Genomic DNA, 19,351 nt, shown 5'->3' with positions numbered 1-19,351 from the left:
GGCGGAACGGATTCGCGCCGAGCGAATTGACAGAGGCCGTCAGTTCGTGGTCCGGAGGCTTTGGAAGCGATCGGGAAACCAGGAATGAACGAAATACGGCCTAAAGCGCCGCCGACCTACGAGCAGTTGAGGATGATGGCCGGGCAGGAGCTTGGCGTATCGGAGTGGACGACGGTCGACCAGAACCGCATCGACCAGTTCGCCGAATGCACCGGCGACCACCAATGGATCCATGTCGACCCTGAAAGGGCGCGGCGGCAAAGCCCGTTCCGCACGACGATTGCGCATGGCTATCTGACGCTGTCGATCATCGGCGCACTGGCGCTCGGCATGGGCATCGTGCCCGAGAACACCCAGGCTGCCTTCAATTATGGCTTCGACAAGGTGCGCTTCCTGGCGCCGGTCAAGGTCGGCGCGCGCATCAGGCTGCGCATCACGCTGCTGTCCATGGAGGACAGGGGTCCCGGCCAGTATCTCATGAAGGCAGCCAATACGGTCGAGATCGAAGGCGAGGAAAAGCCTGCCTTGACGGCTGAAACGCTGGTCATGCTCTATGAACGCCGCAAGCGGGCAGGCGCCTGAGCCTGTTTGGGAATTCTACTCTCTGAGCGGTGTGGCGCGTCACGAACCCCTGGATTCCGTGCGGCCTGCGGCGCGGGCAGAGAGCAGCGCGAGGACCAGCGCGATCAGCGCCAGCACTGTCGCCGTCTGAAATGTGACCTGCATCCCCCGGGCGGCCTCGGAACTCAGAAGACCAATGCTTTGGTGCTTTTCGGCCGATGCGACGGCGAATATGGCACCCATCAACGAGGCGCCGGTGATCAGCCCGAGATTGCGCGAAAGGTTGAGCAGGCCGGAGACGACGCCGCGCTGGCCGGCACTGATGCCGGCCATGACGGCTGCATTGTTGGATGTCTGGAACAGCGCGTAGCCGATGCAGGTGACGGTGATCGGAACGACATAGCCGGCAATGCCGAGCGTCACCATGGCGAGCGACAGCAGGAACGTGCCTGTCGTGAGGCTGAGCAGGCCGGCGACCATCATCTTGTGGGCGCCGAAGCGATCGGTCAGGCGTCCAGCCACCAGCGCCGACAGGGCCGAGACAAGCGGCCCGGTCGACAGCACGAGGCCGACCATTGCGGCATCGAGCCCAAGTCCTCGCGAAAGATAGAACGGGGCAACCACCAAAGTCGCCATCATTACCGTCGCGACAACGAGGCTCATGGCGAGGCTGGCGCTCAGTTGGAAGTCGCGGAAGCTGGCAAGCTGGATCAAGGGGTTTTTCACACTCGCCTGCGCGGCGGCGAAAAGAAAAACACCGATGCCGGCAGCGACCAGCAGGCCGACGTTGAGCGGTCCGAAATTGCCTCTGCCAAGCGTCATGGCCAGCGCATAGGCGGCCAATGTCAGGGCCAGCAGGGCAGTGCCCATGACATCGAACGTGCCTCGGTCGAGCCGCGCGGTTTTATTGCGTGCCGGCAAGGCACGCCAGGCGAGAGCGAAGGTGAGCACACCCAGCGGGACATTGACGAGGAAGATCGCGCGCCAGCCAAAGCCGGCGATCAAAAGGCCGCCGAGCGAGGGGCCAAGTGTCGTGCCGATCGCGGACATGGCGCCGAGCAGGCCCATGGCGCTGCCAATTCTGTCTTTGGTCACGGTTTCGGCGACAAAGGCCAGCGTCAGCGCCATCATCAGCGCCGCGCCAAGTCCCTGCACGGCGCGTGCGGCGATCAGCAGCCACAGCGTCGGCGCCAGGCCGCAGAGCACCGATGCCGATGTGAACAGCGCAATGCCGCCAAGCAGCAACGGCCGGCGTCCAAACATGTCGGCCAGCCGGCCGGCGCTGACGATCAGTGTGGTGATGGCGAGCAGATAGGCCAGAACAACCCATTGTACGGACTGGAACGTCGCGCCGAAATTCTGCATCAGCGACGGCAGCCCGACGCTGGCAATGCTGGTTCCCAGCGAGGATAGCAGCGTGGCGAGCGACAGGCTTGCCAACGCCCAGCCGGCGGATTGCATCCGTGGCGGCGCCGATGTCAGCCGCCCGTCCCGATTTTGCTCAGCGATTGCCACGGCGATCTCCTTCCATCAGTCCCACAACCGGAACTGCTGGAGATCTAGTTCCTTGGCCAATGTGGCGGAAGGCGCAGCATTTGCATCTTATTCGTGCGTTTGGCGCCATATGATGCCATGATCTGCCGATGACATCACCCGATCTCAACTTATTGTTCGCTCTCGACATCCTGCTGACCGAAGGCAGCGTGGCGCGTGCCGCCAGCCGCCTGCGCCTCAGCCCCTCGGCGATGAGCCGGACGCTGGCGCGGTTGCGCGAGGCTACGGGCGATCCGCTGCTGGTTCGCGCCGGTCGCGGCCTGGTGGCGACGCCGCGTGCGGAAGAACTGCGACAACAGGTGGGCCGTGTCGTCCAGGATGCGGAGGCGCTGCTGCGCCCTGCCACCTTGCTCGATCTCCCGAGCCTGGACAGGGTCTTCACGCTGCGCACCAATGAGAGCTTCGTCGAAGAATTCGCACCTCGTCTCGTTGCCCGTATCCAGGCCGATGCGCCCGGCGTGCGGCTGCGCTTTGCGCCGAAGTCCGATAGAGACGTCATGTCGCTGCGCGATGCGGCGATCGACCTGGACATAGGCGTCGCTGGCGAGACCGGACCGGAGGTGCGCATCCAGGCATTGCTTCGCGACTGCTTCATCGGCGCCGTGCGAATGGGCCATCCGTTGAGCGAGGGCGCGGTGACGCCGGAGCGCTATGCCGCAGGCCGGCACATCAGCGTTTCACGGCGTGGCCGCGAGAAAGGGCCGATCGACGAGGCTTTGAACCGGCTCGGGCTGCAGCGGACGGTCGTGTGCATGGTTTCCGGGTTCTCGGCAGCCCTTGCCATGGCCCGCACATCAGACCTGATCGCAAGCGTTCCGGAGCGGCATACTGAGGGTGCACGCACCGGCATGCATAGTTTTCCCCTGCCGGTTGCCACCGCCGAGGTCACCATCTCCATGCTCTGGCATCCGCGCCTCGATGCCGATCCGGCGCAACGCTGGTTGCGCGACCGCGTGCGGGAGGTCTGCGCGGCGTCGCGCTGACAACGATGAGAAGCCTGCGCCAACCGCCCAGGCTTCTCATCTGTCCCGTCTATTCGGTTTGGCGTTTCTGCAAATGCCTCAGTGCGCTTAGTGTGAGCGTCGCCATGACCGAACAGTAGCCCACCAGCGGCCACGCCGTGTCTCCATCAAGCAGGATGACGAACAGCGTGCCGAGGATGCCGACGACAAGGCTCTGGATGCAGAAGTAGAGCGCGACGGCGGTTCCCGCGACATCGCCGAACGCCTCGAGTGCACCGTTCGCGGTGACTGAGACAGCGAAGACGATACCCGCGGCAACGACCCACATCGGTAAGACGAATGTCGCGAAGGACGGCGCCGCGAACAGTTGCCCGGCCGCCAGCAGAGCCGCGCCGAGCAGCAACATCGCCATGCCTCTGATAGCACTGCCCGCAATGCCCCAACGTGCAATGAACTTTTTGGCGAAGCGGGTGGTCACGATCATCACCAGCGCCGCGGTGGCGAAGGCCAGGCTGAAACCGAGCTGTGAAAAGCCGGCGCGGTCCATGAGCACCCGGGGCGCCGTCGAAAAGAACACGAAGAAGGCGCCCATGGCGGCACTGAAGCCGAGCGTATACGCCCAGAAGGCGAAGCTGGAGAGAATGGGACGAAACGCCATTCGCCTGTCGTTGCCATTCAATGGTCGTGTTTCATGCCATCTCGGCCATGCATTGAGGGTGGCGGCTACCGCCAGACCGCCGAGCGTCAGGAAGATCGCGCGCCAGCCGAGATTGTCGGCGATCAACGCACCGGCAATCGGCCCTAACGCCGGCACGAAGGCCAGCATCGAACTGAACAGGCCGTAGATGACGGCACTTTCAAGCCTCTGCGCATAGACGTCGCGAACCGTTGCAAAGGTCGCAACGAGAACGGCGGATGCACCGATGGCCTGCACGACCCGCAAGGCAACGAACACCATGGCCAGCGAGGTGCAGGCGAGCAGGACGGAAGCGCCTGCAAACAAAAGCGCGCCGCCGATCAGCACCGGACGCCTGCCCATCCTGTCGGAAATCGGGCCGAAGACGATTTGGCCGAGCCCAAGACAGATCATGTAGAGGCTCAGCGTCAGTTGGATGACATCAGGCGATGTCTTGAGGATCTCCGGCATCGCCGGGACGATCGGGAGGTAGATGTCCATGGCCAGCGAGGCCAGGATGTCGAAGGGCGCCATCAGCACCATGGCTGCTGGCAGGGAAGTGGTCCATGTCGGGTTTTTTGGACAAGGCATGATTGAACATCCGCTCAAATGGCTACATTTGGCGGCGATCTGCCGTTCTCACTGAAGATGGGAAATGACGGGCCGCCGCAACAACGAACTGCTGTTGCGGCCTACTTGTCTGCTGACTTGCTGGTTCCCATAGTCGCTATCCCGGATCGCGCGGATATTCTCTCGACGCGCAGATCCGTCCCTTAGCAGCCAGAGGTTGTCCAGGCAACAGGATCAGCTTGGTCGCGTCATCGCAGCCTCGATCACCCTGAAAATCCGCTCGTCCGCGCATTGGGCAGCGTTGAAGCGCAGGAAGCGGCTGGCCGTTCCAGACAGGCTGAATGCGTTGCCGGGCGCCAGCACGATATTGTCGGCCAAAGCGCGGCGGGCGACTTCGGCCGCATCGACGCCATCCGGCAGACTGCACCACAGGAACAGGCCGGCCGGCTGGTCGATCCAGGGTGAGATGCCGATCGCCTTCAGACGAACGCTGGTCTCGCCCATGGCGCGCGCAAGCCGTGCGCGCAGCAAATCCATGTGCTTGCGGTAGCTGCCGTCCTTCAGCAGGGTCAGCACCAGTTCGGCCGCAAGCCGGCCGCCGCCAAAGGTGGTGGCGATCTTCAGGTCGGTCAGGGGCTCGATCCAGTCGCGGGGGGCTGCGATGAAGCCGCAGCGAACCGACGCCGACAGCGTCTTGGAGAAGCTGCCGATGTGGACGACGCGGTTGAGACCATCGAACGCCGCCAGCCTGGGGGCGGGCGCATGTTCGAAATCGGCGAAGATGTCGTCCTCGACGATAGTCAATTCCGACTGGTCGGCGAGCTTGAGCAGCCGATGGGCGGTGACTGGCGACAGCACCGCGCCGGTCGGGTTGTGGATGGCGGAATTGGTGATGTAGAGGCGCGGCCGATGCTCGGCCAGCGCCTGCGCGAACAGATCGATGTCCGGCCCCGACGGCGTGTAGGGAACGCTGACGACCTTGGCCCGGTGGGCGCGCAACAAAGCATGGAAGTTGAAGTAGCAGGGGTCGTCGACCAGCACGGTGTCGCCGGGCTCGATCAGGAACCGGCACAGGAGGTCGATGGCCTGCGTGCCTGATTCCGTCAGCATGATCTGCTCGGGAGAGGCCTCGATGCCGTGCCCGGCCATACGCCGCGCCAGCAATTGCCGTAGCGGTGGCAGGCCGAGCGGCGTGCCGTAATCGGCCAGTGCGACATCGTCCGCACGCGCTACCGTGCGCAGTGCCCGGCGCAGACCTCCCTGGGGCATCCATGAAGCGGGCAGCCAGCCGCAGCCGGGCTTCAGCATCTCGTCGCCGGCTTCCAGCGACTGGCGTGAGATCCAGAGTGGATCGACCGCGCGGTCGAGGCGGGGACCGATTTCGGCCAGCGACAGGGGCGCCAGCGATCCGGCGGCATAGAATCCGGAGCCCGGCCGCGAGCGGATCGCGCCTTCGGCGGCGAGCCGCTCATAGGCTTCTACCACGGTGGATTTGGACACTCGCATGGATTTGGCAAAGGCGCGGATCGACGGCAATTGCGCTCCCGGCGTCAGGCTGCGCGCCGCGATCCGCTGGCGGATCGTCGCCATGACACCTTCGACCAGCGTTCCGCTGCTCTCGCTTCCTGTTGTCTGTTTGTCCATCCGTACTGCTCTGCTGACCATGACAGTTTTGCATAATTGTACCGCATTGTCTCTGGCGATACCACCGGCTCCGCGCGATACGGAGCCGACAAACGGAGCATACGATGGACAAGACCGCGAGCGGCTGGATGAATGGATTCATCGGCGTGTTGATCTTCAGCGGCTCGCTGCCGGCAACGCGCGTGGCGGTGAAGGATTTCGATCCGACATTCCTGACGTCGGCCCGGGCGGCGATTGCCGGACTGCTTGGCCTGGCGCTGCTGCTTCTGTTCCGGCAGAAACGCCCGGAGCGCGGCGATCTGCTGTCGCTGGTGATCGTCGCACTTGGCGTGGTTGTCGGCTTTCCCTTGCTGACCGCGTTGGCGCTCAAGCACGTCACCACGGCCCATTCCATCATCTTCGTCGGCCTGCTGCCGTTGGCGACCGCGATCTTCGGCGTGCTGCGCGGCGGCGACCGTCCGCGCCCGGCGTTCTGGCTGTTTTCATGCATCGGCAGCGCGCTGGTCGCGGGTTTTGCCCTGACGCAGGGCGTGACGGCCTCGCCGGTGGGCGATGGTCTGATGCTGGCTGCCATCATCGCCTGCGGCCTGGGCTATGCCGAGGGCGCCGCGCTGTCGCGCAAGCTCGGCGGCTGGCAAGTGATCTGCTGGGCGCTGGTGCTGTCGCTGCCGATCATGCTGGTGCTGACGCTGATGACCATGCCGCCATCGTTCGACGGCGTCGGCGTCAGTGCGTGGATAGGGCTTGCCTATGTCTCGCTGTTCAGCATGCTGATCGGCTTCGTGTTCTGGTATCGCGGGCTGGCGCAAGGCGGCATCGCGGCGGTCGGGCAGTTGCAGCTGCTGCAGCCATTTTTCGGACTGGCACTGGCAGCGACGCTGCTGCACGAGCAGGTCAGCCCGCTGATGGTGGTCGTTACGGTCGGCGTGGTGCTTTGCGTCGTAGGCGCCAAGCAATTCGCGAAGCAGGAATTGCCACGACGCGCGATCGCCTGACGACGATGCCGTCCTCGCCTAAAACTTCGTCACCACGCCGATGCCGATCCCCTCGAAGCCGCCCATCGCCATCAGGGCCGCGGGCGCCTCGTCGAGGCTCATCCTCTTGCCGACCAGCAATTCGGGCTTGAGCTTGCCGTTGCGGATCATGTCCATCATGGCCTGGTAGCGGTAGGCCTGCATGCCGTGGCTGCCGAGGATTTCGAGTTCGAAGGCGATCACCTTGTCCATCGGCACCTGCGGCCGGGCATGCTCGCCCAGCATCAGGCCGACCTGCACATGGCGGCCGCGCCGGCGCAGATTGGATATCGAATTGAACGAGGTGGTGGGGTGGCCGAGCGCGTCCATCGACATATGCGCGCCGCCATTGGTGATCTGCTTGACCGCCTTGACCACGTTCGGCGTCGTAGATGCATTGATGGTGGCGACGGCGCCGATCTTTTTGGCAAAATCCAGTTTCTCGTCGGTGAGATCGATGGCGATGACATTGGCGCCCATGGAACTGGCGATCATGATCGCCGACAGGCCGACGCCGCCGCAGCCATGCACCGCGACCCATTCGCCCGGCTTCACCCGGCCCTGGTCGACAATGGCTCGAAACGAGGTGACGAAGCGGCAGCCGAGGCTGGCGGCGGTGGCGAATTCCATCTCGTCGGGCAAGCGCACGAGATTGGTGTCGGCGTGCTCGATGGCGACATATTCGGCGAACGAACCCCAGCCGGTGAAGCCGGGTTGAGTCTGATGCTCGCAGACCTGGTGATTGCCCGAATTGCATTCGAAGCAGCGGCCGCAGCCGACGGCGAACGGCACCGTGACGCGCTCGCCGGCCTTCCAGCGGGTGACCTGCTTGCCGGCGGCGACGACGATACCGGCCAGTTCGTGGCCCGGCACATGCGGCAGCGTGATGCCGTCGTCATGACCCATCCAGCCATGCCAGTCGCTGCGGCACAGACCGGTCGCCTCGACCTTGATGACGACGCCATCGGCTGCCGGCTTCGGATCGGGAACGGTCTGGATCGTCGGCGCTTCGCCGAATTTCTCGAAGACGACGGCTTTCATCGGTCACTCCACCCTCTGTGCTGCAGGAAACGATAGCCGATTCCCTGTCTGGTCGAGCGGAAATCGATTCCGCCACGCCTGTTGGCAGGCAGTAGCTCTTAACCGGTTTCGCGGTTGCGAAAGTCGGCAAGCCGGGTTTCGCCGGGGGCAAGCTGCCGCCCGTCCTCGGCATGGACTTCCAGGTGCTTGATCGGCCGGCCGGTGAGATTGTCGACCATGAAGGTATAGGGTTCGCCCGGTCCGGCGAAGTAGGTCTCGCCCCATTGCCGCAGGGCAACCAGGACATAGAACAGGCCGCGTCCCTTTTGCGTCAGCACATATTCATGGTGCGCGCTGCCGTCGGGTGCCGGGACCGTTTCGAGGATGCCATGCGCGACGAGATTGCGCAGCCGCGACGACAGGATGTTCTTGGCGACGCCGAGGCTCTTCTGGAATTCGCCGAAGCGCCGCAAGCCGTCGAACGCGTCACGCACGATGAGCAGCGACCACCAGTCGCCAATCGCGTCCAGTGGTCGCGCTATGAGGCAATCCGCTTCGTGGTGGCTCGTTCGTTTCACCATGGCAGTCGTTGGTCCAGCATTCGATTTTCGGTTGCAACATAAAACTGTTCTGCCTATCCAGCAAGAGGTTTCAAGTTGAAACCTTTTATGGAGAGAGCAGACATGAACATGCAGGTGGTGAACAGCGGTGCAACAAGCCTCGAGCAATCCGATGGGCCGCCTCGGGTGGCGCCGCCGCCTGCGGGATTGTCACGATTGACCGCGCTGATCTTCGCCATCGCCTGCGGCCTGAGCGTTGCCAATGTCTATTTCGCCCATCCGCTGCTCGACGCCATGGCGCATGATTTTGCTATCGCGCCGGCCTCGGTTGGCATCGTGGTGACGGTAACGCAGATCGGCTATGGGCTCGGCCTGTTCTTTATCGTGCCGCTGGGCGACCTGTTCGATCGCCGCAAGCTGATTGCCGGGCAGGCGATTCTGTCTGCCGTGGCGCTGGTGGCGGTCGGGGTCGCGCCCAATGCGGCGATGCTGCTGGCGAGCCTGGCGGTGGTCGGGCTGCTTGCGGTGGTGGTGCAGGTGCTGGTCGCCTTCGCTGCCGACCTCGCCGTAGCGTCGCAGCGGGGGCGGGCGGTCGGCACCGTCACCAGCGGTGTCATCCTGGGCATCCTGCTTGCCCGCTTCGCTTCAGGGGTCGTCGCCGATTTCGCCGGTTGGCGCTGGGTTTATCTTGTCTCGGCCGGGTTGACGCTCGTCATGGCGATGGTTCTCTACCTCATCCTGCCGCGCCATGAGGCGGAGCGGCCACGCACATCCTATCCGCGCCTGCTCGCTTCGGTGCTGCTGCTGTTCGTACAGGAGCCGCTGCTGCGCGTGCGGGCGGTGCTGGCCATGCTGATCTTCGCCAGCTTCAACGTGCTGTGGGCGCCGCTGGTGCTGCCGTTGAGTGCTGCGCCATTTTCACTTTCGCATACCGAGATTGGGCTTTTCGGCCTTGCGGGCGTCGCCGGCGCGCTCGGTGCGCGCTGGACCGGCGGCCTCGTCGATCGCGGACGCGGCCAGTTGGTCACCGGCTTCAGCCTGCTGCTGATGATGGCAGCCTGGCTGCCGATCGCCTTCATGGGCATGTCGCTGTGGCTGCTCGTTGCCGGCATAGTCATGCTGGATCTGGCGATCCAGGCCGTCCACGTCACCAACCAGAGCCTGATCTTCGCCCGCCGCCCGGATGCGCGCAGCCGACTGGTTGGCGGCTATATGATCTTCTACTCGGTCGGCAGTGCCCTGGGCTCCATCGCCTCGACCATGGCTTATGGTGCAATGGGCTGGAATGGCGTCTGTGTGCTTGGCGCCGGCATCGGCCTGTTGGCGCTGCTGTTCTGGGCGTTGACGCTGCGCGTCGGCAGATAGGCCTATGGCGACGGCGCGGTGTCGAGAAGCGGCTGCCAGGCTCGGAACCAGTCGCTCGCCTCGGCCTGCCACGGCCAGATGCCGTCCACAGTGGGATAGATCAGCTGGAGAACACCGAAATCCAGGCCGCCGTAGAACCAGAGGTCCCAGCCGAAATGCTCGCGGTAGTGGTCGATATGAACGGCGCCGAATTGACAGTCGAAACCTTCGATAAAACCGGACGATCGCTGCCCTGGTTGGAAAACCTCGCCGGAGCGGACGCGGCTGCAATACTCGTTGATGATGAACTGGGAGATTTCCGGCTTCAGGCCGATGACGATGAGTTCCGGCGCCTTGAAGTTGTGCTCTATTCCAACCGAATAGGTGAAAGGCGGATCGTCGCCTTCCTCCAGCACATGCAAGATGTGGCAGCCATAAGCCTCTATATCGGCCAGCGCCTTGGCTTCACCTGGGTCGGTGGCCTTTCTACTCGGCATCGATCTGGTTCTGGGGCGCGGCTTTCTGGAAGGCCGGCAGCGCCATGCAGGCGGCGTTGATGCGCGCGATCGTCGGGTAGGGCGTCAAGTCGACGCCGAAGCGGGCGTTGCTGGCAATCTGCGCGGCGAGGCAGATGTCGGCCAGGCCCGGCGCGTCGCCATGGCAGAATGTACCCGTCTCCGCCGCCGCCGACGCCATGATCTTTTCAAGCGGCTGAAAGCCCTCGTTCACCCAGTGACGGAACCAGTTGGTGATGTCCTCGTCGCCGGCGCCGAACAGGGTGCGCAGCGAGGTCAGCACACGCAGATTGTTCACCGGGTGGATGTCGCAGGCGATCATCTGCGCCAGCATTCTCACGCGGGCCCGGCCGGCCGGGTCCTTCGGCAGCAGCGGTGGTTCCGGGCTGGTCTCGTCGAGGAATTCGATGATCGCCAGCGATTGCGTCAGCAGCGTGCCGTCGCCGAGGATCAGCGCCGGCACCAGCCCTTGCGGATTGACCGCGAGATAGGCTGGTTCCAGATGCTCGCCATGGCGCAAATGATGCGGGACGTAGTCGTAGCTCAGCCCCTTCATCTCCAGCGCGATCCGCACCCGATAGGAGGTGGAGGAGCGATAGTAATTGTGCAGGACGAGTTCGCTCATGGCCTCACTTCGGCTGGCCGATGGTCACTTCGATGGTCCCGATGCCGTCGACGCCGCCGGTCATCGTGTCGCCGGGGCCAACCGCGCCGACGCCTGCCGGCGTACCGGTGAAGATCAGGTCGCCGGGCTCGAGTTCCATCGCCTCGCTGCAGATCGACACGATATCCGATATCGGCCAGATCAGTTCGGCGAGGTCGGCATCCTGCCTGATCTTGCCGTTGACGGCGAGCCAGATGCGGCCCTTCTGCGGGTGGCCGGATTCCTGCGCTTGCACCAGCGGGCCGCAAGGGGCGGAGCGGTCGAAGGCCTTCGACCAGTCCCAGGGACGGGCGGCCTTCTTGGCCTCATCCTGCAGATCGCGGCGGGTGAGGTCGATGCCGACGCCATAACCCCAGACATGGTCCAGCGCCTTGTCACGGGGAATGCGGAAGCCGGCTTTGCCGATCGCGGCGACCAGTTCGATCTCGTGGTGCAGATTGGCCGTCAGCGGCGGGTAGGGGATAGCGGTGCCGGAATCGACCACCGCGTCGGCCGGCTTGGTGAAGAAGAAGGGCGGATCACGCTCGTCATTGCCGAATTCTCGGGCATGCGCCGCGTAGTTGCGGCCGACGCAGTAGATACGGCGCACCGCGAAACGATCGGACGAGCCGGCAACGGCCACCGATGCGGTTGCGGGCAGGGGAAGGACGAATTCTGTCATCAAGGGTCTCTGCTTGGTTGCCGGAACATTCGACCGATTTAGGGCCTGGACAAGGCGATTTGGTCGAGAAAGTGCCGGCGGCACTTTCCGCCGGAGATGGCGATATACTATTTGGCAATAATCTGGCCATGGTGGAGAGGTTATTCTAATCGCTCACGAACTGAAATGAACCCCATGACCGCAACCCACGATCGCGCCCGGTTCCTGATCATCGACGACCATCCGCTGTTTCGCGAGGCGCTGCACAGCGCCGTGCAGATGGCCTATCCGGAAGTCGACACGGTGGAGGCGCGCTCGATCACCGAGGCGCTCGATCTTCTGGCCGATGCCAAGCCGTTCGACCTCGCGCTTCTCGACCTCTCGATGCCCGACGTGCACGGTTTTGACGGGCTGCTGCAACTCCGGACCCGCTATCCGCGCCTGCCCGTGGTCATCGTCTCAGGCTATGAGGAGCCGAAGATCATTTCCGAGGCGCTGTCCTACGGCGCTGCCGGCTTCATCCCGAAATCGGCGCGCAAGAGCGACCTCGCCGCCGCCATACGCTCGGTGATGGAAGGCGCGATCTATGTCCCGGAAACCTATGAAGGCCGCACGCCGGACGCCGAAAGCGTCGACCGCGCCGACATGGTGCAGCGCCTGTCGACGCTGACGCCCCAGCAATTGCGCGTGCTGCAGATGCTGCGCCAGGGCCTGCTCAACAAGCAGATCGCCTACGAGTTGCAGGTCGGCGAGACGACCGTGAAGGCGCATGTCTCGGAAATATTGCGCAAGCTCAATGTCTATAGCCGCACGCAGGCGGTGATCGAGGTTTCCAAGCTGGACAATGCCGAGCTGTTTCGGGACCAGGCGGGATTTTGAGAGGGTGCCCAGATGCCGACATCGGCGGCGCGACAATGCTCGACCAGCAGGGTTCTTGCAGAGCATAGTCTTCAGGCATGAAAAGCACTTTGGCGCGCCCATAGCCGCGCCGGGTTACATGGTGCGGCAGACCGGGGATGACAATCCGGGCAAGGCGAGCATGCTGGCATGGCTACACGCAGTGAAGGTCGGACAAACATGAAAAGTGCGTTGTCACCGTAACTTCCTCATGCGCAATTCCTTTATGGGTCGAGTATTTCTAACGAAAACAGGATAGGATTCTCAAAATTTGCAAAATAAAATCTAGATCCATTTAGAAAATCTATTACTCTGGATGTGTCAGGACCCATTTCTTCGCCAAATTCTGTTGAAAACGGAATTTTTCTACGCCTAACTTCGTTCAAAGTATCGTCGAATGTTCTCTTTTCAATTTTTGGTAACGTAACAGCGTAACGATCTGACTGTGACTTACTCTTTAGGCGAAAAAAAGTCTTTCTTACCATCAAATCGATTTTTATCATTGACACAAACGGCATATCAAATCTCGATCTTACGCATATTTCAATTGGTCCGAATCCCATGTAACCATTGAAAATTTCGTCGGGACCAAAACCCCAATAGTCTGGAGGCCCAACCAGCTCCGCAATTTCATTCAAATGTTCCCCAACCCGCACTCCCCCTATTCCCCCCGCTTCGGCAACAGAAAATATGTCTAACGTCACATCAGTCATGGCTTCTTTCCTGCAGGCTTTTTGTCTTGTCCTCCGTCGCTGCCAGTCTTTTTCTCTGAATTACGGTGACAGTGCACTATTTTCTTTTTGCGGCCTGCCTCGCTTCCCCGGCTTCACGGCTTTTCCAGTTGTCCGGCAATCCGGATCAGAAATGCCTCGCCACTCACCGGCCGACCGATGCTCTCGGCTTTGCGCAAAACCGATCGGAAGATCGTTGATAACGGAGCTAAGCCAGCAAATGCGCCAGCAGCGCCCTTAGTTGTGCCGGTTTCAGCGGCTTGCGCATCAGTTCGATGCCGCCGGAGCGGGCGGCTTTGGCGACTGCTTCCGAACTGTCGGCGGTGACGATCAGCGCCGGCACGGCGCGGCCGAGATAGTCGCGGACTTCGGCGATGGTCGTGGTGCCGAGATCGCCGCCGTCGAGATGCTGGTCGGCAATGACGATGTCGGGCACCCAGTCGGTGTCGCCAAGCATGTCGAGCGCATCGTCGGTCGAGGTCGCGGCCCGCACCAGGCATTGCCAGCGTTCGAGCAGGAAGGTCATGGCCTGCAGCACTTCGATATCGTTCTCGACCAGCAGCACCTTGGTGCCGAACAGGCCATAGCCGCGCGGCCGTTCCATGTCGGCAACGCTGGCGATGGCATCGGCTGGCGCACCGATGCCGACGGGAACATCGATGTGGAAGATCGTGCCGCGTCCGACCTTCGACGAGAATGTCACGGGATGGCCGAGCGCGCTGGCCATGCGGCGCACGATGGCAAGCCCGAGCCCGAGACCGCCACCGTCCAGTTCGGCATTGGCCGGCGAGGTGCCGCGATGGAATTCCTCGAACACCGCCTCGCGCTGGTCGTCGGGAATGCCGCAGCCCGTATCGGCGACGTCGATGCGGATGGTGTCGCCGCGATGTCTGGTGCCGACAAGCACGCCGCCCGAGCGTGTATAGCCCAGCGCGTTGGAGAGAATGTTCTGCAGGATGCGGCGCAGCAGCGTGCGGTCGGAGCGGACCACCGCATGGACCGGCCGGAATTTCAGCGACAGGCCTTTCATCTCCGCCACCGGCAGGAAATCCGAGCGGAGCGACGAGAACAGCGCTTCCAGGCTGACATCGCTTATGTCGGGCTGCACCACGCCGGCATCGAGCTTTGAGATGTCGAGCAGGGTTCTAAGCAGGTCCTCCATCGTCTCCAGCGAGCGCTCGACCTGCCGCACCAGTTTCTTGCCCTCGTCGCTGGTCTGAACTTCGGCGAGCGCCGAAACCGAGAGATGGGCCGCGTTCAGCGGCTGCAGCACGTCGTGGCTGGCAGCGGCGAGGAAACGGGTTTTCGACAGGTTCGCCAGTTCGGCGTTTTCCTTGGCGGCGCTGAGGTCGATGTTCGACTGCTCCAGCCGCCGCAAGGTCGAGTGCAGTTCCTCGGTGCGGGTGCGCACCCGGTTTTCCAGCGAAATCGCGGTCTGGAACAGCGAAAAGGCGTTGCCTTGCTGGTCCATAGAGCGCTCGACGCGGCTGACCAGTGCCGCGTTGATCTTCTTCAGCTTTTCAAGATCGTTTATGTCCCTCAGCGGCATCTTGTTTGCGCCGTCCTATTCCGCCGCCTGGCGCTCGCCAAAGGCGATGCCGGTGAAAGTCTGGTTCAGATGCATCGACCGGTACTGTTCGCCATAGGTGCCGAAGCCGATGACATTGTTGACCCGGTAGAGTTCCGAGATCTCGCGAAATACCTGCCGATTGCGCGCGTCCAGCCGGCGCAGCACGCAGTCGAAGCCGAGGATCATGTCGATACCGCCAAGCCTCTCCTCGACATCGCGCAGGGCGGCGCGCGTCGATTCGACCATGTCCTTGGGTTGAGCGATCGACAGCACAACGCCATCGTCTATGGCGCAGAAGAACGACAGCGAGCCGTCGGCATGCATCTTCTGGATCGACCGGCAATAATATTGGCCGCCCACCTTCACCACCACGGGATGTGAGGCGAAGCTCAGTGGCGTCAGCATCTGCGCGACGATGCCGACGGACGCGGAATATTCCTGCGCCGCATTGGTGGCATTGAACTCGCGCACGATGCGATGATCGGGATCGGAAGCCGTCACCACCAGTTTTTCATCGGTGGGAACGAAATTGTCGGTCTTGAAGACATGGAAGGGTATTTCGGTCGATATCAGCACGATGATGGCGCTGTCGGAGGTGACCTTGCCGTTCGAGATCAGGCGCGTCGTCTCGAATTTCAGATCGTCGCCGGCGGAGCCGCCAAGCAGCGGAATGTCGTCGAGGCCCCAGTGGATGGCTGAACTCACCGCTTCTTCGGCATAAGAGAGCCCGTCGATGAAGCAGAGCGCGAAAGTGCCTTTGGTCCGATCGCAACCAAGGCGCGCGCGCAGCGATCGCCGCAGGGTCTCCACCTCGCCGGTGATCCTGTCCATACCCGACGAGGACAGATTTTCGACCATCACGCTGACGGCGGTGAACGCGGTGGACGGAAGCAGCATGGCCAGCACATGGCCATCCTCGAGACCCTGCGGCGTGATCTCGCCGGCAGTCGAACAGCCGGCGTGGTGGAGCGCCGGTGCGTGGGTCATGAGCGCCTGGGAAAGGGCGCTGGCTTCGACCAGGCTCTGGGAAAAGAACAGCAGGGCAAAGCCTGCGTCGATGGCGGCTGCTTCCAGTGCGATCGCCTTGGCGAACGCCTCCATGTCGGGCTCGTCCGTGGTGAGCGCCGACAGGCCGCATGCATAGCGCGTCTGTGAATTGGCCAGCGATGTTCTCCGCATTTCCTCCGACGCTTTTTTGTGCGCGGCTGTTTTTAAATGCTTCTGGCGCGCGGGCGTCGACCGACATTGTTGCCTTCAATCGGCGGTTTGGCAATGGGGCCACCGGCACCGCATGTTTGGGCGCGGCCATGACCGAAAGTACAATGTTCCGCGTTTGCGACGTGCTGTTTTTTGTCCGATGTGCGGTGTACGAATAATGCACCGCCGAAGCGCGAATACCGCGTCGGCAGCGTGGATACCAAGGTTGATACCCAGGGAGGGACCATGTCGGACGTTTCGTTGATGGTGAACGGAAAGCGGGTCAGCGGTGCTGCCGAGGACCGAACACTTCTGGTTCACTTCCTGCGGGAAAATCTCGGCCTTACCGGCACGCATGTCGGTTGCGACACCTCGCAATGCGGTGCCTGCGTCGTCCACGTCGATGGCAAGGCGGTCAAATCCTGTACGATGCTTGCGGTGCAGGCCTCCGGCTCCACCGTGCTGACGATCGAGGGCCTGGCCAATGGCGCCGACCTGCATCCGGTGCAGGCCGCCTTCAAGGAACATCACGGGCTGCAATGCGGCTTCTGCACGCCGGGCATGATCATGACGGCGACCGACATGATCAGCCGCCACCCCGAAGGGCTCGACGAGGCGACGGTGCGTGCCGAGCTCGACGGCAACATCTGCCGCTGCACCGGCTACCACAACATCGTCAAGGCGATCCTCGCCGCATCGATGACGATGAAGGGGTCCAAGGGTAAGGCGAGACAAGCTGCTTAGGCAAGGGAATAAGGGAGTAGGGCAGTAGGGGAGTAGGGCAAAAAGGCCAACGCAACGAGGCCCTTTTCCCTAGTCCCTTACTCCCTACTGCCCTACTCCCATAAATTCCGGAGGAATTTCTGATGGGCATTGAAGGTGTTGGCGCTCGGGTCGCGCGCAAGGAAGATAAACGGTTCATCACGGGCGCCGGCCGCTATGTCGACGACATGGTGGTTCCCGGCATGAAGCACGCCGCCTTTGTGCGCAGTCCGCACGCGCATGCGCAGATCAAGAAGATCGATGTGAAGAAGGCCCAAGGCATGCCCGGCGTCATCGGCGTGCTGACCGGCAAGGAACTCAAGGCCGACGGCATCGGCAATCTCATCTGCGGTTGGATGATCCACTCCAAGGACGGCTCGCCGATGAAGATGGGAGCGTGGTCGCCACTCGCCTTCGACCGGGTCCGTTATGTCGGCGACGCCGTGGTCATCGTCGTCGCCGAGACCAAGGGGCAGGCGCGCGACGCCGCCGAGGCGGTCGAGATCACCTACAAGGAGCTGAAGGCCGTCGTCGATGCCTCCAAGGCGATGGACAAGGGTGCGCCGCAAATCCACCCCGAAGCGGACAACAATCTGATCTTCGACTGGGACATCGGCAATGCCGACGACACCGCGGCGGCTTTCGGGAAGGCAGCCCATGTCGTCAAGATGGACATCATCAACAACCGGCTGGTGCCCAATGCCATGGAGCCGCGCGCCGCACTTGGCCATTACGACAAGGCCGAGGATCACTATACCTGCTGGACGACCTCGCAGAATCCGCATGTGGCGCGGCTGGTGATGAGCGCCTTCTACAATGTCGCGCCGGAAAACAAGCTGCGCGTGATCGCGCCCGATGTCGGCGGCGGCTTCGGCTCGAAGATCTACATCTATCCCGAAGAGATCGTCTGCCTGTGGGCGTCGAAGAAGACCGGCGTGCCGGTCAAATGGGTGGCCGACCGGACCGAGAGTTTTCTGACCGATGCGCATGGCCGCGACCATCACACCCATGCTGAAATGGCCTTCGACAAGGACCACAGGATCCTCGGCCTGAAGGTGGAAACCCAAGCCAATCTCGGCGCCTACATGTCGCTGTTTTCATCGGCGACGCCGACCTATCTCTATGCGACTCTGCTGTCGGGCCAATACAACATCCCGGCCATCCACGCCAATGTGAAGGCGATCTACACCAACACCGCGCCCGTCGATGCCTATCGCGGGGCAGGGCGGCCGGAAGCGACCTTCGTCATGGAGCGCATGATGGAGACGGCGGCCCGCCAGTTCGGCGTTTCGCCGGCCGAGCTGCGGCGCAAGAACTTCGTCACAGCGTTTCCGCATCAGACGCCGGTCATCATGTGCTATGACGCCGGCGACTATGCCGCTTCGCTCGATGCGGCAATGCAGGCGTCGGACTATGCCGGCTTCGCCAAGCGCAAGGCCGCCGCCGCCAACAAGGGGTTGCTGCGCGGCATCGGCATGAGCTGCTACATCGAGGCCTGCGGCATCGCGCCGTCTGCGGCTGTCGGCTCGCTCGGCGCCGGTGTCGGCCTTTGGGAATCGGCGGAAGTGCGCGTCAACGCGGTCGGCACGATCGAGGTGCTGACCGGCTCCCACAGCCACGGCCAGGGCCATGAGACGACCTTCGCGCAACTGGTCAATGAGCGCTTCGGCGTGCCGCTCGATTCGGTCTCGATCGTCCATGGCGATACCGACAAGGTGCAGATGGGCATGGGCACCTATGGCTCGCGTTCGGGTGCGGTCGGCATGTCAGCCATCGTCAAGGCGCTCGACAAGGTCGAGGCCAAGGCCAAGAAGATCGCGGCGCACCTGCTTGAGGCCGACGAAGGCGACATCATCATCGAGAACGGCGCGCTGAAGGTGGCCGGCACCGACAAGAACGTGCCGTGGTTCCAGATGGCGCTGGCCGCCTACACCGCCCACAATCTGCCTGATGGCATGGAGCCCGGGCTGAAGGAGACGGCGTTCTACGATCCGTCGAATTTCACCTTCCCGGCGGGCTGCTATATCTGCGAGGTCGAGGTCGACCCGGAAACCGGCGTGACCGAGATCGTCCAGTTCGTCGCCGCCGACGATTTCGGCAACATCATCAATCCGATGATCGTCGAGGGCCAGGTGCATGGCGGGCTGGCGCAAGGCATTGGCCAGGCACTGCTCGAAGGCGCCCATTACGACAACAGCGGACAATTGCTGACCGCGAGCTACATGGACTACACCATGCCGCGCGCCGGCGATTTGCCGTCGTTCAAGGTATCGACCTCGAACACGCCTTGCCCGGGCAATCCGTTGGGGATCAAGGGTTGCGGCGAGGCCGGCGCCATCGGCTCGCCGCCGGCGGTGATCAACGCTATCACCGACGCCATCGGCAGCAACGATCTTGCCATGCCGGCTTCGCCGTCCACCGTGTGGGCCGCGATCCGCGCGACGAAACATTGAACGCGAATGGCGAATAGG

General features: G+C 62.9%; 18 protein-coding genes. 7 read left to right on the top strand and 11 right to left on the bottom strand.

Annotation, left to right across the window (positions count from 1 at the left end; all coding sequences use genetic code 11):
• Positions 1–84: 84 nt before the first annotated feature.
• Positions 85–582, top strand: coding sequence for a MaoC family dehydratase (locus NKJ67_RS13510; protein WP_127267530.1), 498 nt, complete (start codon positions 85–87; stop codon positions 580–582).
• A gap of 39 nt (positions 583–621) precedes the next feature.
• On the opposite strand, the gene NKJ67_RS13505 is transcribed toward NKJ67_RS13510, so the two are convergent.
• Positions 622–2,076 carry an MFS transporter gene (locus NKJ67_RS13505; RefSeq protein ID WP_256747597.1) on the bottom strand — a complete coding sequence of 485 codons (1,455 nt, stop codon included), beginning with the start codon at positions 2,074–2,076 and terminating at the stop codon, positions 622–624.
• Positions 2,077–2,204: 128 nt separating this feature from the next.
• Between NKJ67_RS13505 and NKJ67_RS13500 the strand changes: the two genes are divergently transcribed.
• Positions 2,205–3,098, top strand: a complete 894-nt coding sequence (locus NKJ67_RS13500; RefSeq protein WP_127329593.1) for a LysR family transcriptional regulator — start codon at positions 2,205–2,207, stop codon at positions 3,096–3,098.
• Positions 3,099–3,147: 49 nt separating this feature from the next.
• Here NKJ67_RS13500 and cml read toward each other — a convergent pair whose 3' ends face one another.
• Entirely contained in the window at positions 3,148–4,344 is a 1,197-nt protein-coding gene (gene cml / locus NKJ67_RS13495) for a CmlA/FloR family chloramphenicol efflux MFS transporter (RefSeq protein WP_352581633.1), read from the bottom strand.
• Between the two features lie 213 nt (positions 4,345–4,557).
• Positions 4,558–5,967, bottom strand: coding sequence for an aminotransferase-like domain-containing protein (locus NKJ67_RS13490; protein ID WP_352581632.1), 1,410 nt, complete (start codon positions 5,965–5,967; stop codon positions 4,558–4,560).
• A 104-nt stretch (positions 5,968–6,071) separates the two neighbouring features.
• Between NKJ67_RS13490 and NKJ67_RS13485 the strand changes: the two genes are divergently transcribed.
• Positions 6,072–6,962 carry a DMT family transporter gene (locus NKJ67_RS13485; protein WP_352581631.1) on the top strand — a complete coding sequence of 297 codons (891 nt, stop codon included), beginning with the start codon at positions 6,072–6,074 and terminating at the stop codon, positions 6,960–6,962.
• 18 nt (positions 6,963–6,980) lie between these two features.
• Here the strand turns inward: NKJ67_RS13485 and NKJ67_RS13480 are convergent, their stop codons facing one another.
• Both NKJ67_RS13480 and NKJ67_RS13475 read right to left on the bottom strand, forming a co-directional pair.
• A complete protein-coding gene (locus NKJ67_RS13480) occupies positions 6,981–8,021 on the bottom strand; it encodes a zinc-dependent alcohol dehydrogenase family protein (protein WP_352581630.1) in 1,041 nt (346 codons plus the stop codon).
• Between the two features lie 98 nt (positions 8,022–8,119).
• On the bottom strand, positions 8,120–8,581 hold the full coding sequence (locus tag NKJ67_RS13475) for a winged helix-turn-helix transcriptional regulator (protein ID WP_256747594.1): 462 nt from the start codon (positions 8,579–8,581) through the stop codon (positions 8,120–8,122).
• Positions 8,582–8,683: 102 nt separating this feature from the next.
• Here NKJ67_RS13475 and NKJ67_RS13470 point away from each other — a divergent pair, with 102 nt between their 5' ends.
• Positions 8,684–9,925, top strand: a complete 1,242-nt coding sequence (locus NKJ67_RS13470; protein WP_256747593.1) for an MFS transporter — start codon at positions 8,684–8,686, stop codon at positions 9,923–9,925.
• A 2-nt stretch (positions 9,926–9,927) separates the two neighbouring features.
• Here NKJ67_RS13470 and NKJ67_RS13465 read toward each other — a convergent pair whose 3' ends face one another.
• The 3 genes from NKJ67_RS13465 to NKJ67_RS13455 are packed head-to-tail and all read right to left on the bottom strand — an operon-like array spanning position 9,928 to position 11,744.
• Entirely contained in the window at positions 9,928–10,401 is a 474-nt protein-coding gene (locus tag NKJ67_RS13465) for a DUF4262 domain-containing protein (protein WP_256747592.1), read from the bottom strand.
• Positions 10,391–11,044, bottom strand: coding sequence for a maleylacetoacetate isomerase (maiA, locus tag NKJ67_RS13460; RefSeq protein ID WP_352581629.1), 654 nt, complete (start codon positions 11,042–11,044; stop codon positions 10,391–10,393). The genes NKJ67_RS13465 and maiA overlap by 11 nt, the downstream gene beginning before the upstream one ends.
• 4 nt (positions 11,045–11,048) lie before the next feature.
• The gene (locus NKJ67_RS13455) at positions 11,049–11,744 is read right to left on the bottom strand and encodes a fumarylacetoacetate hydrolase family protein (RefSeq protein ID WP_127810248.1); all 696 of its coding nucleotides are present in this window, start codon (positions 11,742–11,744) and stop codon (positions 11,049–11,051) included.
• Between the two features lie 174 nt (positions 11,745–11,918).
• Between NKJ67_RS13455 and NKJ67_RS13450 the strand changes: the two genes are divergently transcribed.
• Positions 11,919–12,602 carry a response regulator gene (locus NKJ67_RS13450; RefSeq protein ID WP_027039066.1) on the top strand — a complete coding sequence of 228 codons (684 nt, stop codon included), beginning with the start codon at positions 11,919–11,921 and terminating at the stop codon, positions 12,600–12,602.
• Between the two features lie 242 nt (positions 12,603–12,844).
• Here NKJ67_RS13450 and NKJ67_RS13445 read toward each other — a convergent pair whose 3' ends face one another.
• From NKJ67_RS13445 to NKJ67_RS13435, 3 genes are all read right to left on the bottom strand, one after another.
• Positions 12,845–13,333: a hypothetical protein gene (locus NKJ67_RS13445; protein ID WP_352581627.1), complete on the bottom strand. Its 489-nt coding sequence runs from the start codon at positions 13,331–13,333 to the stop codon at positions 12,845–12,847.
• 226 nt (positions 13,334–13,559) lie between these two features.
• Positions 13,560–14,900: a hybrid sensor histidine kinase/response regulator gene (locus NKJ67_RS13440; protein WP_023812224.1), complete on the bottom strand. Its 1,341-nt coding sequence runs from the start codon at positions 14,898–14,900 to the stop codon at positions 13,560–13,562.
• A gap of 15 nt (positions 14,901–14,915) precedes the next feature.
• Positions 14,916–16,100, bottom strand: coding sequence for an FIST signal transduction protein (locus tag NKJ67_RS13435; protein ID WP_127329575.1), 1,185 nt, complete (start codon positions 16,098–16,100; stop codon positions 14,916–14,918).
• Between the two features lie 264 nt (positions 16,101–16,364).
• Here NKJ67_RS13435 and NKJ67_RS13430 point away from each other — a divergent pair, with 264 nt between their 5' ends.
• Positions 16,365–16,862, top strand: a complete 498-nt coding sequence (locus NKJ67_RS13430) for a (2Fe-2S)-binding protein (RefSeq protein WP_352581626.1) — start codon at positions 16,365–16,367, stop codon at positions 16,860–16,862.
• A gap of 122 nt (positions 16,863–16,984) precedes the next feature.
• Complete coding sequence (locus NKJ67_RS13425) at positions 16,985–19,333, top strand: xanthine dehydrogenase family protein molybdopterin-binding subunit (protein WP_292336539.1); 2,349 nt, start codon at positions 16,985–16,987, stop codon at positions 19,331–19,333.
• Positions 19,334–19,351 lie beyond the last annotated feature (18 nt).

The sequence above is a fragment of the Mesorhizobium sp. M0088 genome, from assembly GCF_040322895.1.
Classification (GTDB): Bacteria; Pseudomonadota; Alphaproteobacteria; order Rhizobiales; family Rhizobiaceae; genus Mesorhizobium.
This window is presented reverse-complemented; position numbering and strand designations above follow the sequence as displayed.

What these genes read in the sequence shown, in the direction of transcription:
- NKJ67_RS13455 (WP_127810248.1), bottom strand. Translation starts at nt 11,744, where the DNA reads ATGACAGAATTCGTCCTTCCCCTGCCCGCAACCGCATCGGTGGCCGTT.
- NKJ67_RS13425 (WP_292336539.1), top strand. Translation starts at nt 16,985, where the DNA reads ATGGGCATTGAAGGTGTTGGCGCTCGGGTCGCGCGCAAGGAAGATAAA.
- NKJ67_RS13510 (WP_127267530.1), top strand. Translation starts at nt 85, where the DNA reads ATGAACGAAATACGGCCTAAAGCGCCGCCGACCTACGAGCAGTTGAGG.
- maiA (WP_352581629.1), bottom strand. Translation starts at nt 11,044, where the DNA reads ATGAGCGAACTCGTCCTGCACAATTACTATCGCTCCTCCACCTCCTAT.
- NKJ67_RS13430 (WP_352581626.1), top strand. Translation starts at nt 16,365, where the DNA reads ATGTCGGACGTTTCGTTGATGGTGAACGGAAAGCGGGTCAGCGGTGCT.
- NKJ67_RS13480 (WP_352581630.1), bottom strand. Translation starts at nt 8,021, where the DNA reads ATGAAAGCCGTCGTCTTCGAGAAATTCGGCGAAGCGCCGACGATCCAG.
- NKJ67_RS13485 (WP_352581631.1), top strand. Translation starts at nt 6,072, where the DNA reads ATGGACAAGACCGCGAGCGGCTGGATGAATGGATTCATCGGCGTGTTG.
- NKJ67_RS13445 (WP_352581627.1), bottom strand. Translation starts at nt 13,333, where the DNA reads ATGACTGATGTGACGTTAGACATATTTTCTGTTGCCGAAGCGGGGGGA.
- NKJ67_RS13470 (WP_256747593.1), top strand. Translation starts at nt 8,684, where the DNA reads ATGAACATGCAGGTGGTGAACAGCGGTGCAACAAGCCTCGAGCAATCC.
- NKJ67_RS13450 (WP_027039066.1), top strand. Translation starts at nt 11,919, where the DNA reads ATGACCGCAACCCACGATCGCGCCCGGTTCCTGATCATCGACGACCAT.
- NKJ67_RS13440 (WP_023812224.1), bottom strand. Translation starts at nt 14,900, where the DNA reads ATGCCGCTGAGGGACATAAACGATCTTGAAAAGCTGAAGAAGATCAAC.
- NKJ67_RS13435 (WP_127329575.1), bottom strand. Translation starts at nt 16,100, where the DNA reads ATGCGGAGAACATCGCTGGCCAATTCACAGACGCGCTATGCATGCGGC.
- NKJ67_RS13490 (WP_352581632.1), bottom strand. Translation starts at nt 5,967, where the DNA reads ATGGACAAACAGACAACAGGAAGCGAGAGCAGCGGAACGCTGGTCGAA.
- cml (WP_352581633.1), bottom strand. Translation starts at nt 4,344, where the DNA reads ATGCCTTGTCCAAAAAACCCGACATGGACCACTTCCCTGCCAGCAGCC.
- NKJ67_RS13500 (WP_127329593.1), top strand. Translation starts at nt 2,205, where the DNA reads ATGACATCACCCGATCTCAACTTATTGTTCGCTCTCGACATCCTGCTG.
- NKJ67_RS13475 (WP_256747594.1), bottom strand. Translation starts at nt 8,581, where the DNA reads ATGGTGAAACGAACGAGCCACCACGAAGCGGATTGCCTCATAGCGCGA.
- NKJ67_RS13465 (WP_256747592.1), bottom strand. Translation starts at nt 10,401, where the DNA reads ATGCCGAGTAGAAAGGCCACCGACCCAGGTGAAGCCAAGGCGCTGGCC.